The sequence below is a fragment of the Enterobacter cloacae complex sp. IR5441 genome (assembly GCF_049238215.1).
Classification (GTDB): domain Bacteria; phylum Pseudomonadota; class Gammaproteobacteria; order Enterobacterales; family Enterobacteriaceae; genus Enterobacter; species Enterobacter hormaechei_C.
Genome location: NZ_JBMKIA010000007.1, coordinates 82,314 through 95,771 on the forward strand (window position 1 = coordinate 82,314; position 13,458 = coordinate 95,771).

The 13,458-nt window shown below is 57.8% G+C and carries 12 protein-coding genes; 8 read left to right on the top strand and 4 right to left on the bottom strand.

What is annotated here, in order from left to right:
* Window positions 1-41: 41 nt before the first annotated feature.
* Window positions 42-965 carry a LysR substrate-binding domain-containing protein gene (locus tag ACOTX5_RS10335; protein WP_015570563.1) on the bottom strand — a complete coding sequence of 308 codons (924 nt, stop codon included), beginning with the start codon at window positions 963-965 and terminating at the stop codon, window positions 42-44.
* Between the two features lie 227 nt (window positions 966-1,192).
* Between ACOTX5_RS10335 and hglS the strand changes: the two genes are divergently transcribed.
* Entirely contained in the window at window positions 1,193-2,536 is a 1,344-nt protein-coding gene (gene hglS, locus ACOTX5_RS10340; RefSeq protein ID WP_017384005.1) for a 2-oxoadipate dioxygenase/decarboxylase HglS, read from the top strand.
* A gap of 42 nt (window positions 2,537-2,578) precedes the next feature.
* On the top strand, window positions 2,579-4,084 hold the full coding sequence (locus ACOTX5_RS10345; protein WP_045911723.1) for a carboxylesterase/lipase family protein: 1,506 nt from the start codon (window positions 2,579-2,581) through the stop codon (window positions 4,082-4,084).
* Here the strand turns inward: ACOTX5_RS10345 and ACOTX5_RS10350 are convergent.
* Complete coding sequence (locus ACOTX5_RS10350; protein ID WP_015570561.1) at window positions 4,071-4,913, bottom strand: LysR family transcriptional regulator; 843 nt, start codon at window positions 4,911-4,913, stop codon at window positions 4,071-4,073. The two genes, ACOTX5_RS10345 and ACOTX5_RS10350, sit on opposite strands and share 14 nt — an antisense overlap.
* Before the next feature lie 113 nt (window positions 4,914-5,026).
* Here ACOTX5_RS10350 and ACOTX5_RS10355 point away from each other — a divergent pair, with 113 nt between their 5' ends.
* From ACOTX5_RS10355 to rimL, 4 genes are all read left to right on the top strand, one after another.
* A complete protein-coding gene (locus ACOTX5_RS10355; RefSeq protein WP_017384002.1) occupies window positions 5,027-6,196 on the top strand; it encodes a pyridoxal phosphate-dependent aminotransferase in 1,170 nt (389 codons plus the stop codon).
* Between the two features lie 10 nt (window positions 6,197-6,206).
* A complete protein-coding gene (locus ACOTX5_RS10360; protein ID WP_003857237.1) occupies window positions 6,207-6,980 on the top strand; it encodes an ABC transporter substrate-binding protein in 774 nt (257 codons plus the stop codon).
* Window positions 6,981-7,210: 230 nt separating this feature from the next.
* Window positions 7,211-8,866, top strand: a complete 1,656-nt coding sequence (locus tag ACOTX5_RS10365) for a glucan biosynthesis protein D (protein ID WP_017384001.1) — start codon at window positions 7,211-7,213, stop codon at window positions 8,864-8,866.
* A 95-nt stretch (window positions 8,867-8,961) separates the two neighbouring features.
* Window positions 8,962-9,501, top strand: a complete 540-nt coding sequence (gene rimL / locus ACOTX5_RS10370; protein ID WP_032653529.1) for a 50S ribosomal protein L7/L12-serine acetyltransferase — start codon at window positions 8,962-8,964, stop codon at window positions 9,499-9,501.
* Here the strand turns inward: rimL and ydcK are convergent.
* Complete coding sequence (gene ydcK / locus ACOTX5_RS10375; RefSeq protein ID WP_023296594.1) at window positions 9,496-10,476, bottom strand: YdcK family protein; 981 nt, start codon at window positions 10,474-10,476, stop codon at window positions 9,496-9,498. The two genes, rimL and ydcK, sit on opposite strands and share 6 nt — an antisense overlap.
* Window positions 10,477-10,597: 121 nt before the next feature.
* On the opposite strand from ydcK, the gene tehA reads away from it, so the two are divergent.
* Window positions 10,598-11,593, top strand: a complete 996-nt coding sequence (gene tehA / locus ACOTX5_RS10380) for a dicarboxylate transporter/tellurite-resistance protein TehA (RefSeq protein ID WP_023296595.1) — start codon at window positions 10,598-10,600, stop codon at window positions 11,591-11,593.
* The gene (tehB, locus tag ACOTX5_RS10385) at window positions 11,593-12,186 is read left to right on the top strand and encodes a tellurite resistance methyltransferase TehB (protein WP_015570555.1); all 594 of its coding nucleotides are present in this window, start codon (window positions 11,593-11,595) and stop codon (window positions 12,184-12,186) included. The genes tehA and tehB overlap by 1 nt, the downstream gene beginning before the upstream one ends.
* On the opposite strand, the gene pepT is transcribed toward tehB, so the two are convergent.
* A complete protein-coding gene (gene pepT / locus ACOTX5_RS10390) occupies window positions 12,183-13,412 on the bottom strand; it encodes a peptidase T (protein WP_045906708.1) in 1,230 nt (409 codons plus the stop codon). The genes tehB and pepT overlap by 4 nt on opposite strands.
* Window positions 13,413-13,458 lie beyond the last annotated feature (46 nt).

Here is a 13,458-nt window from a genome sequence, read left to right on the forward strand (position 1 = left end):
GTAAGACAGACCCGCCCTCGCGGCGGGTTCTGCGTTTAGGGTCAGAGAGGCATTGATTTACGAATAGCGCTTAACAGCGTTTGGGCGCCTTCAGAGAGCGGGGCATCTACCCGCGTCAGGATCCCAATCGGTTCTCCCGCGCCGGGAGATGTTACCGGCAGCGCCGTAAGCACGCCGCGTCGCAGATCGTCCTTCACCGCGCCAGACGGCACAAACCACACGTAGTCGTAATCCACCGTAAGCTGGCGCGACAGCGACGCCGAGAGCGTTTCAATACACCCGGAAGGCAGCGTGCAGCCCTGCATTTGCAGCAACGCTTCCGCATTCTGACGCGGAACGGTTCCTTTTGGTGAGACCACCACCGGCCACTCCATCACGCGGCTCAGGGTCACGGTGTCCTGCAACAGGGGATGATTCGGACGCACGACCAGCTTCAGCGATTCCAGGAACAGCAGCTCGTAATTCAGGCCGCTCATCAGTTCCGGATCGGACATCCGCCCAATGCCCAGATCCAGCTCGCCTGACTTCAGGCCCGCCAGCAGCATGGTATTATTCATGGTCGCGACCTGAAGCGTGGCGTGCTTTTGCTGACGGTGGAACTGGCCGATCGCCGCAGGCAGTATACCCAGCGCCGCCGTTGGCAGCGCGCCCACGCGCACGATGTCGCTGGCCGACTCCTCTTTACGGTTGAGCGCCTGACCGGCGGTATTGAGGGCATCGAGAACTTTAACGGCATGCGTCAGGAACTGTTCACCCACGAGAGTAAGCTGAGCGCCCAGACGGCCGCGATCGAACAGGCGGGTTCCGGTAAGCTGTTCCAGTTCGTTCAGCGTTTTGGATAGTGCAGGCTGACTGAGGTTAAGGGTTTCAGCCGCTCGCCCCAGCGTTCCCTGTTGAGCGACGGCCACAAAAGTATGCAAATGGCGCAAGCGTATGCGCTGACTGAACAGACCATTTTTTTCCATAGGCGATGTTAAAAACAGAGCGACGCGGGTGACAAGTTAAGATGTTTGAATTTGATAACCTGATAGCAAAATATTTTTAACATTTGATCTATTTGAGTTACAACCGTTTTTCGAAAATGCCCACGCTTTGACCACTGGTCTGCCTGGATCACAATTCGTAAATTCTTCCCAACGAAAGGAACGGGCTTCTCTACACTCCAGGTAGTATTCACTGGAGGCATGACATCATGGCGAACACCATCACGGCTGATGATATTCGGGAACACTTTTCGCAGGCTATGTCGGCGATGTACCAGCAGGAAGTTCCGCAGTACGGCACCTTGCTGGAACTGGTGGCGGACGTTAACCTGGCGGTTCTGGAAAATAACCCACTTTTACATGAACAACTGGCAAACGCAGACGAACTGGCGCGCCTGAATGTTGAACGTCACGGTGCGATCCGCGTTGGCACCGCGCAGGAGCTTTCCACCCTGCGCCGGATCTTCGCCATTATGGGCATGTACCCGGTCAGCTATTACGATCTCTCCCAGGCGGGCGTGCCCGTCCACTCGACGGCGTTTCGTCCGACAGACGATGCGGCGCTCTGCCGTAATCCGTTTCGCATTTTTACCTCGCTGCTGCGCCTTGAGCTGATTGAAAACGTTGCGCTGCGTGAAAGGGCGGCGGAGATCCTCTCCCGGCGCAACATCTTTACGCCGCGCTGCCTGGAACTGATCGACCTGCATGATGCGCAGGGACACTTTACTGAGGCACAGGCGCGCGAATTTGTGCAGGAAGCCCTGGAAACCTTCCGCTGGCATCGCCATGCGACGGTCGATCAGGAAACCTATCTGGCGCTGAGCAACGAACATCGCCTGATTGCCGACGTGGTCTGTTTCCCGGGGTGCCATATCAACCATCTCACGCCGCGCACGCTGGATATCGACCGGGTGCAGGAGCTAATGCCGAAGTACGGCATTGAGCCGAAAATTCTGATTGAAGGCCCGCCGCGCCGCGAGGTGCCGATCCTCCTGCGCCAGACCAGCTTTAAGGCGCTGGAGGAGCCGGTGCTTTTCGCGGGAGAACACAAGGGCACCCATACCGCGCGTTTCGGTGAGATTGAGCAGCGCGGCGTGGCCCTTACGCCGAAAGGGCGCGAGCTGTACGACAGTCTGTTAAATCAGGCCGGGACCGGCAAAGACAACCTGACCCACCAGCTTCACCTGCGCGAGATCTTCAGCGCCTTCCCGGACAGCGAAATGTTCCTGCGCCGTCAGCGGCTGGCTTATTTCCGCTACCGTCTGACCCCGACAGGTGAGGCGCATCGCCACGCGTTTCGTCCCGGCGACGATCCGCAGCCGCTGATCGAACGCGGCTGGGTTGTGGCACAGCCCATCACCTACGAGGATTTTCTGCCCGTCAGTGCGGCGGGGATCTTCCAGTCGAATCTTGGCAATGAAACGCAGGCGCGCAGCCATGGCAATGCCAGCCGCAATGCCTTCGAAGCCGCGCTCGGCTGTGCGGTGTACGACGAGTTTTCGCTTTACGAGGAGGCGGAAGCTCGCAGCAAACAGCGTTGCGGTTTGCTCTGAAACCGTTACTCTGCAAGGGTGTGATGGAAAAAGAAGGTTGGTATGGAAAATCCCTCCGCCCCTGTGGTTGAAACGCGCCAGGGCGCATTGATTGGTTTTACTGAAGGCGATACTCACGTGTGGTGCGGCATTCCCTATGCGGCACCGCCCGTAGGCCAGTGGCGGTGGCGCTCCCCGCGTCCTCCCGCGCGCTGGGATGGCGTACGTCCGGCGACGGCGTTCTCCGCCTCCAGCTGGCAGAGCAGCGAAAGCTGTCAGGAGCTGGGTGGCGGCGATCCCGGCCAGTTCTCTGAAGACTGCCTGTACCTTAACGTCTGGTCGCCAGTCGCACGCGCCGATCCGCTTCCGGTGATGGTCTGGCTGCACGGCGGGGGCTTTACCCTCGGCGCTGGCGGGCTGCCTCCGTATAACGGCAGGGCGCTGGCGAAGCGCGGCGCGGTGGTGGTGACAATTAATTACCGTCTCGGGCACCTCGGCTTTTTTGCCCATCCGGCGCTGGAGGGGGAAGAAGAGCGCGTGGTGCATAACTTTGCGTTGCTCGATCAGATCCAGGCCCTGGAATGGGTGCGCGATAACATCGCCGCGTTCGGCGGCGATCCTGAGAACATCACCGTATTTGGCGAGTCGGCCGGCGCGCGCAGCGTGCTGTCGCTGATGGCCTCCCCGCTTGCGCGAGGACTGTTCCATAAAGCCATTGTGCAAAGCGGGTACACGCTGCCGGACACGCCACGCGAGCAGGCCATGCATAAAGGCGAAGCGATTGCCGCCCACTTCGGCCTGCACAATGCCACCGCGGAACAGCTTCGCGCGATCCCGCCTGAGGCGTTCTGGCCGCTGACCTCGCCGCTGAATATCGCCCCTGCGCCCATCGTGGGGGATTGCGTTTTGCCTGAGGCCATGCTCGACGTTTTCTTCGCGGCCCGCCAGCATCCTGTACCGGTGATGATTGGGTCAAACAGCGACGAAGCCAGCGTGATGTCGGTGTTCGGGGTCGATCTGGCCGGGCAGATCCAGAAGCTTCGCCGCGAGCGGCGCTTTGGCCTGGGGCTGATTAAGCTGCTTTATCCTGGCGTGAAGGGCGATGAGGAACTTGGCAGGCAGGTATGCCGCGACATGGCCTTCACCACCATGGGATACGTGGTGATGCAGGCGCAGCAGCGGGCGGGCGGCCTGTGCTGGCGATACTGGTTTGATTATGTGGCCGAAGCGGAGCACGCGACGTACATCAACGGCGCCTGGCACGGCAACGAAGTGCCCTACGTGTTCGATACCCTTGGACAGGTGGAACCCTCGCGGCAGTATGTAAATGAACGCGATCTGGCCTTCGCCGCTCAGGTGGCGGACTACTGGGTGAGCTTCGCCCGGGATGCGGGGGCACGCGATAGCCTGACAGGGCCCACGCGCTGGCCCGCCTGCCGGAAAGGGCGAGACGTGCTGTTACGTATCGGTGTGAATAAACATGCAGGTTTTCGGCTTGAAAACCGCTTCATGCGTGCCCGTATGAGCCTCTTTAAACGGGTGATGAAACACCACGTCAGCCTCGACTGAGCAGACAGGCGCGAAACGCATCCAGTCCGTTTTCCGGGCCGGGTGCGTCGCGTAATACCAGCCGGTAGCTCGCCCCCGTCTTTATGCTTGTGTCAAAAGGCCGCATCAGCCGTCCGGCGCGCACGTCCTCCTCCACCAGCGTTTCATCCGCGATGGCGATGCCCAGCCCCTGAATGGCGGCGGTAATGGCCAGATCCATGGTTTCGAAGTGTTGATTTTTGAGCATAGCTGGCGGCGGACCCGGCTGTTTCGCCAGCCACAGCGTCCAGTCCGTTTTGTCCCGCGTGGGGTGAAGGAAGGTGAGAGTTTCCAGCGCAGAACCGGCCCGTACCGGGCTCATCACCGGGGTTAAGGCCTCTTCGAACAGCAGATCGCCGGCGCTCATGTGTGTCCCAAACACAATCGCCGCGTCACAGGATTCGGTTTTGAAATTGACGTTATGATCGGTGGTGGTGGTCAGCGCAATCTGGAGTTCCGGCTGTTCGCGCTCCACCTGTAGCAGCCGCGGCACCAGCCAGCGCATCGCGCAGGTAGGCGCTTTCAGACGAATAACGGTCTGGTGCGTTCGTGCCTGTTCAGCAACGTTCAGCAGGTGCTCAAACGCAGATTGCAGCTCCGGCAGCAGGGCGCTTCCCTGAGAGGAGAGACGCAGGCCGCGCGCATGGCGCTCGAACAGCGGGAAGCCGAACCAGCTTTCCAGCGAAGCGATTTTGCGGCTTACCGCCCCCTGCGTCAGACAAAGCTCCCTGGCGGCATGGGTTAGATTCAGGTGACGCGCGGTCACGATAAATGTCTCTACGGCATTGAGCGGAAATGATCGACGCGACATATCTCACCTTAGCTATGCGTTTTTGTCATGGCTATTATGACAACAATTCGATTGTCCCGGCAATGAAGTTGTTGTTTGAATAGTTATGCATTCACCACGAGAAGGGACAGAGGATGACTTTGAAAACGCCGGTGCAGACACGATCCAAATTGCCCGATGTGGGAACCACCATTTTTACCGTTATCGGCCAGCTTTCAGCCCGGCATAACGCCATCAACCTTTCTCAGGGTGCGCCGAATTTTTCCTGCGACCCAAAACTTATCACCGGCGTGACCCGCGCCATGGAGGCAGGGCATAACCAGTACGCCTCCATGACCGGGCTGCAACCGCTCAGGGAGCGCATTGCGGACAAAATTGCCACGCTCTATGGCACACGCTATGACCCGGCGAGTGAGGTGCTGGTGACCGCCAGCGCCAGCGAAGGGCTTTACTCAGCCATCAGCGGGCTGGTTCATCCTGGGGATGAGGTGATCTATTTCGAGCCCTCCTTTGACAGCTATGCGCCGATTGTGCGTCTGCAAGGGGCGACGCCGATCGCCATTAAGCTGACGGTACCGGATTTTGCCGTGAACTGGGATGAAGTACGGGCGGCTATTACCCCGCGCACGCGGATGATCATCGTCAATACGCCGCACAACCCGAGCGGGCAGGTGTTTTCAGCCGCCGATCTGCACCAGCTGGCAGCGCTGACGCGCCACACCGACATCATCATTTTGTCTGACGAAGTGTACGAGCACGTCGTTTTTGATGGCGAACCGCACCACGGAATGGCGACGCACCCGCAGCTGGCGGAGCGCAGCGTGATTATTTCTTCTTTCGGAAAAACCTATCACGTCACCGGCTGGCGCGTGGGTTATTGTGTGGCACCCGCGGAGCTGATGGATGAGATATGTAAAGTCCATCAATTTTTAATGTTCTCGGCCGATACGCCGATGCAGTACGCGTTTGCCGAACACATGACCGATCCGCAAACCTGGCTGTCGCTGGCGGCGTTTTATCAGCGCAAGCGCGATCTGCTGCAAAGTTTGCTCGCCGACTCACCGTTCAGGCTGCTACCAAGTGCCGGTTCGTTCTTCCTGCTGGCGGATTACAGCGGCTTTAGCGACGAGCGCGACAGCGAGATGGTGAAAAGGCTGATTGTCGAGTACGGGGTTGCCACCATTCCGCTGTCGGCGTTTTATGCCGATGGTACGGACAATAAGTTAATCCGTCTCTCTTTTGCGAAAGATGAGGCGACGTTACGGGCAGGTGCCCAGGCCCTTTGTCGGGTTACACCACGTTAAGGAATTTGAGATGAAATTACGCGCGTTAGTTGTCGGCATGGGACTGTTGTGTTCATTCTCGTCGTTTGCCGCTACCGAGTTGCGATACGGGCTGGAGGCGGAATATCCGCCGTTTGAAAGCCGCAATGCGTCAGGGGAGCTGGAAGGGTTTGACGTAGAGCTGGGAAATGCCATCTGTAAAGCCGCCGCGCTGAAGTGCAGCTGGGTTGAAACCTCGTTTGATGCGTTGATCCCCGGTCTGGTGGCGAAAAAGTTCGACGCCATAAACTCGGCGATGAACATCACCGAACAGCGTCGCAAAAGCATTGATTTCACCCAGCCCATCTATCGCATTCCCTCCCAGCTGGTGGGCAAAGCCGGTTCTGCGGTAGAGGCTACCCCCGAAGGGCTGAAGGGCAAAACCATCGGCGTTCTTCAGGGTTCAATTCAGGAAACTTACGCCAAAGAGCACTGGGAAAAGCACGGTGTCACCGTGGTGTCTTATAAAGATCAGAATATGGCCTGGGGAGATCTGCTGAATGGCCGCATCGATGCCTCGCTGGTCATGTCAGCGGCCGGGCAGGCAGGTTTCCTCAGTAAGCCGCAGGGTAAAGGGTTTGGCTTTATCGGCAAACCGGTGTCGGACGACACCATCCTCGGCAGTGGGATCGGCTTTGGGCTGCGTAAGGGGGATGAGGCCACCAAAAAGCAGCTTGATGCCGCAATTGATAAAGTACGTGCCGACGGCACGATCGCTAAACTGGCTGATAAGTACTTCCCGGGTATCGATGTCAGCGTAAAATAACCGCCTCGTTGGTCCCGGCTGTTGATGTCCAGCCGGGACACTTTTATACATAACTTTACCCCTTTTTCAGGCCGTTCTGGTCGACAGAAAATATTTCTCGGTTTGTTCAGATAATCACCCGCCAACAATTGGATTCTTAACCGTTTTTGTTTAGGCTGTGCGTTCTTTCTTGCCGTCATTTCGCTGCGCGCGAAACTCATTCACACGACCATAAGGACGTTTTCTCAGGCATGAATCGCAGACGTTTTCTCAAAGGTTCCCTGGCAATGGCTGCCCTGAGCGGCACTTCTGGCCTTGCTTCTCTGTTTTCCCAGGCGGCGTATGCTGCTGACTCCGACATTGCCGACGGTCAGAGCCGTCGCTTTGACTTCTCTGTTCTGCAATCCATGGCGCACGATCTGGCGAAAACCGCGTGGGGCGGTGCGCCGCGTCCGCTGCCGGAAACGCTGGCCACCATGACGCCGCAGGCGTACAACGCCATCCGTTACGATGAGAAGCAGTCGTTGTGGAATAACATTGAAGGCCGTCAGCTGGACGCCCAGTTCTTCCATATGGGGATGGGGTTCCGCCGCCGCGTGCGCATGTTCTCGCTGGATCAAACCACCTCTCAGGCGCGTGAGATCCACTTCCGGCCTGAGCTGTTCAGCTACGGCGATACGGGCGTGGATACCCGCCAGCTTGAAGGGCAGAGCGACCTCGGCTTCGCCGGATTCCGCGTCTTTAAAGCGCCGGAGCTGGCGCGACGCGATATCGTTTCGTTCCTGGGCGCGAGCTACTTCCGCGCGGTGGATGATACCTACCAGTACGGCCTCTCTGCGCGTGGTCTGGCGGTGGATACCTTTACCGACACCCCGGAAGAGTTCCCGGATTTCACCTCCTTCTGGTTTGAAACCGTGAAGCCGGGTGATACCACCTTTACCGTCTATGCGCTGCTGGACAGCCCGAGCATTACTGGTGCCTATAAGTTTGTGATCCACTGTGAGAAGAGCCAGGTGATCATGGACGTCGAAAACCATCTCTATGCGCGCAAAGACATCAAGCAGCTCGGCATCTCGCCAATGACCAGCATGTTTAGCTGCGGCAACAACGAACGCCGCATGTGCGACACCATTCATCCGCAGATCCACGATTCAGACCGCCTGGCGATGTGGCGCGGTAACGGGGAGTGGATCTGCCGGCCGCTGAACAACCCGCAAAAGCTGCAATTTAACGCCTACCTGGATAAAAACCCGAAGGGCTTTGGTTTGTTGCAGCTTGACCGTGACTTCTCCCATTACCAGGACGTCATGGGCTGGTATAACAAGCGACCAAGCCTGTGGGTCGAGCCGCGCAACAACTGGGGGAAAGGTTCCATTGCCCTGATGGAGATCCCGACAACCGGCGAGACGCTCGATAACGTGGTCTGCTTCTGGCAGCCAGAGAAACCGGTGCAGGCGGGTGATGAGCTGGACTTCAAATACCGTCTCTACTGGAGCGCGCAGCCGCCGGTGCGTTCCCCGCTGGCAAACGTCTACGCCACCCGTACCGGTATGGGTGGCTTCCCGGAGGGCTGGGCGCCGGGTGAAAATTACCCGAAAGTGTGGGCCCGTCGCTTTGCCATTGACTTCGTCGGAGGCGATCTGAAGGCCGCCGCACCGAAGGGCATTGAGCCGGTGATCACCCTGTCCAGCGGTGAAGCGAAGCAGGTGGAGATACTCTACGTCGAGCCGTTCGACGGGTATCGCATTCTGTTTGACTGGTATCCAACCTCTGACTCCACCGAGCCGGTGGATATGCGCCTGTTCCTGCGCTGTCAGGGCGATGCCATCAGCGAGACCTGGCTGTATCAGTACTTCCCGCCCGCGCCGGACAAACGTAACTACGTTGACGACCGGATCATGCGCTAGTCCTTATGGGTTTGTGCCGGGTGGCGACCCGGCCTGCTCCGGACGCATTTGTAGGCCGGGTAAGCGTTAGCGTCACCCGGCAATTAAGAGGCACCATGTCTTCAGAAATCATCCCCGTTAACCAGGAAATCGAGCTTCGCGCCGTCGAAGAGCGCTATACCACCGATCTGCATAACCTCGTAATCAAAAACAAAACCTGGCTGCAAACCGCCTTCGACTGGGCGCAGCATGTCGGCAGCGAAGAGGACACGCGCCGCAACGTGCAGAGCAACCAGATGTTGCACCAGCGCGGTTACGCCAAAATGTTCCTGATTTTTATGAATGACGAATTGGTGGGCGTGCTCTCCTTCAACGCGATCGAGCCTGCGAATAAGGCCGGGTATATCGGCTACTGGCTTGACGAGGCGCATCAGGGGCAGGGTATTCTTTCTCAGGCGCTCCAGGCGTTTATGCGCTATTACGTTGAGCGCGGTGAGATCCGCCGTTTTGTGATCAAGTGTCGCGTGGATAACCAGAGCAGTAACCGGGTGGCGCAGCGCAACGGTTTCACGCTGGAAGGTTGTTTGCGGGAAGCGGAAATGCTCAACGGTCGCTACGATGACGTGAACCTGTACGCCAGAATCTTCCCGCTATAGCGCCCCCAGCAGCGGCGTCCGGGTGATCCGCGTGTCGCCGTTGATCACTTTGGCTCCCCGGACGTGAATGCTTTCACCCTCCAGCGCCTCGATAACCGCATCGTCCGTTATTTCCACCTGATGCTCAATCAGGACATCGCCGCTGATACGCGCCCGCCCCTGAATGACCACTTTGTCATCAATCAGGATCGGCCCGCCGCGTAACCACGCCTCGCCGCCTATTAATACGTGGTGTTTAATGACGCAGTTGCCTTCGACGAGGGCGTTTTCCGCGACCTGTGAACTGTACCGCACGGTCGGGATGGCATCATCCTCCAGACCGGCCAGCAGACGGGCGTTGCCGTACACTTTGGCGCAGTCGCACACCCAGACGTTATTCAGCGCGTTGCCCTCAATAATGGCGCGATCAAACACCTCGGCGCGGTGCTCAACAAAGGCCCAGGTCACCATGGCATCGCCGTAGATTTGCGCCTGATGCACAATACGCGACTGGCTGACCGTGGCTCTGTCATAGATTTGCAGGATCTGCTCACGGTCGGGTGTCAGCCCTTTGGCTGCAATCACCAGGCTGTTATGCAACACCCGCGCGTCACCCGCGATACGGCATTCCCCGCGTACGGTGGAGTGCTGAATGGTGACGTTGTCACTTACTACCGCCCCGTGACTCACCTCTGCCGCGTCAAGCCAGCCGTTGCCGCCAACGTGTGCGCGGTGGCTTACGATGCAGGGTTGGGTGAGGCGGGCGTTACCGGATATCCTGGCCCCGGCAAACACCACGCTGTTTTCATCGTAAACCCAGCAATCCCCATCCTGGGCGAGCGCGTGTTCATCCTCAACCCAACCGCCTTTAGTCCCGCTGGTCACATCGTTAAAATCCTTCACGGCAATAATTTGTCTGAGAGGCGTTGTGCACGGCGTTGATCCGTCCTGCCAGCGCCAGAGACGCGTTTCATTGCTAAGCCGATATTTTGTCATCGTGTTATCCCTGAAAAGCCTTTCAATAAACGTAGCAAAGTTTTGGTTTTTCGAAGTGCTGGCGTCCGCTCAGGAAACCCCTTAAAATGGCATTTAAAATACATTTTAAAGTTTAAAAAAAATGCATAACCAAAACCAACGCGTTCTTAACTTGCCCGCCGGGTATTTCGGTATGGTCCTCGGGACCATAGGCATGGGGTTCGCCTGGCGTTACGCCGGCACCATCTGGCCGGTGACGCGCTGGCCGGGCGAGATCCTGGTGGCGCTGGCGGTGGGGATCTGGTTCCTTCTGAGCGTGGCGTTTCTTACCCGTGCGGTACGGTTTCCACATAGCGTGCTGGCCGAGATGCGGCATCCGGTAATGAGCAGTTTTGTCAGCCTGTTTCCTGCCACAACGCTGCTGGTGGCCATCGGCTTTGTGCCGTGGTATCGCCCGCTGGCGCTGGGGTTGTTTAGCGTGGGCGTGGTGATCCAGCTTGCGTATGCCGCCTGGCAAAGCGCCGGGCTGTGGCGCGGCAAGCATCCGGAAGAAGCCACGACGCCGGGACTGTATCTGCCGACGGTAGCGAACAATTTTATCAGCGCGATGGCCTGCGGTGCGCTAGGCTTCCACGACGCGGGGCTGGTGTTCCTTGGTGCCGGGGTCTTTTCCTGGCTGAGCCTGGAGCCGGTCATTTTGCAACGCCTGCGCAGCGCGGGCGAACTGCCCGCTGCCCTTCGTACCTCGCTCGGGATCCAGCTTGCGCCTGCCCTGGTGGCCTGTAGCGCCTGGTTTAGCGTCAACGGCGGCGAAGCGGACACCTTCGCCAAAATGCTTTTCGGCTATGGCCTGTTGCAACTCCTGTTTATGCTGCGTCTGATGCCGTGGTATCTGTCGCAGCCGTTCAACGCGTCGTTCTGGAGCTTCTCGTTCGGGGTGTCGGCGCTGGCGACCACCGGTTTACATCTGGGGCAGAGCAGTCCGTCAGGGTTCTTTCATGCCCTCGCGGTTCCCCTGTTTATTTTCACCAACGTCATCATCGCGATGCTGCTGGTCCGTACTTTTATCTTGCTGATGCAGGGCAAACTTCTGGTGCGCGCTGATAAGGCACTGCTTATGCAATCTGAGGAAAAATAATGACTGTCGATGAAAACTACTTTACTGAGAAATATGGGCTGACCCGCACGCACTCAGAGGTGCTGCTCAGCGCGGACATTGTTAAGCCGGGTAAAACGCTCGATCTGGGTTGCGGAAATGGCCGCAACAGCCTCTACCTCGCGGCCAACGGCTATGACGTGACGGCGTGGGATAAAAACCCGATGAGCATCGATAACATCGAGCGCATTAAGGCGGCGGAAGGGATCGCGAATCTGGAAACGGCGATTAAGGATCTGAACAACCTGACCTTTGACGGCGAATACGACTTTATTCTTTCCACCGTCGTGTTGATGTTCCTCGAAGCGAATACCATCCCTGGTCTTATCGCCAATATGCAGCGTTGCACCAGACCAGGCGGCTATAACCTGATCGTTGCTGCCATGGATACGGAGGATTATCCGTGCACAGTCGGCTTCCCGTTTGCCTTCAAAACCGGTGAACTGAGCAACTACTACGAAGGCTGGGAGCTGATCAAGTACAACGAAGAGGTAGGGGAACTCCACCGTACCGATGCCAACGGGAACCGTATCAAGCTGCGCTTCGCCACCATGCTCGCACGCAAGCCCGCTTAACGCGCCGCCAGCAGACAGAGTTGCAGGGCAGTGCGACAGGAGGCCTCGAACGACGACAGCGGTAAAAACTCAAACTTCGAGTGGAAGTTATGGGCGCCGGTGAAGAAGTTCGGGGTGAGCAGGCCTTTGGCTGACAGGGCCGCTCCATCCGTGCCACCGCGCATGGGGATCGGTTTTGGGGTGATGCCGAGCGACTCCATCGCCTCGAACATCAGGTCGATCGCGCGGCGGTCTTCGCCAATCGCATTGCTGATATTGCTGTAGGTATCCTCAATGCGGTATTCCACGTTTGCCGTGGGATGCTGCGCGGCTATTTGCGCCGCCACATCGGCAATGTGCTGCTTGCGGGCGGCGAAACCATCTTTGTCAAAATCACGAATATTGGCTTTCAGTATCGCTTCGTTCTGCCCGGCCTGGATGCCATTAAACCAGATATAACCTTCGCGCCCCTCGGTGCATTCCGGGGTTTGCCGGCGATCGAAATGGCTGATGAAATCCGTTGCCATCAGCAGCGGATTGACCAGCACCCCTTTGGCGGACATCGGGTGAGCCGTGACGCCGGTAAAGCGAATTTCAGCCGCCGCCGCGTTAAAGTTCTCGTAAACAATCTCCCCCAGCTCGCAGCAGTCGATGGTCCAGGCAAAATCGACGTCGAAGCGCTTTAAATCCAGCGCTTTCGCGCCGCACAGGCCAATCTCTTCATCGGGTACAAACGCCACCACAATATCGCCATGCTTATGTTCAGCGGTGAGGTTTTCCAGCACCGTCATGACCACGGTGACGGCCGCTTTATTATCTGCGCCTAATACGCTGGTTCCGTCGCTGAAAATAATCTCCTCATCAGGATAAGCCAGAATTTCCGGGTGCTCATTTACGCGCAGCCAAATATCTTTCTCTTTATTCAGGCAGAGATCATTCCCCGTAAACGTTAATATTTGTGGATGAATATCCGGGGATAAACCGACGTCGACGGTGTCGATATGGGTAATAAAACCAATCCGCGGCGCGCCGGGAACATTGCCTTTTTTCACGGCGGTAACGGTGGCGAACTCATCTATCACAATATCATCTAACCCCAGCGTTTTCAGCTCCTTCGCCAGCTCCCGCGCCATGTCGTGCTGGCCCGGAGTGGAGGGCAGGGTTTTGACTTTCGGGTCGCTCTGGCTGGTGATGGCGAGATAGCGGAAAAAGCGTTGGGTTAATTGTCTGGAGAGTTCTGAGCCCATAGTGTTTCCTTCTGTATTTATTTTTCATGTGTTTGCGCCATCACTT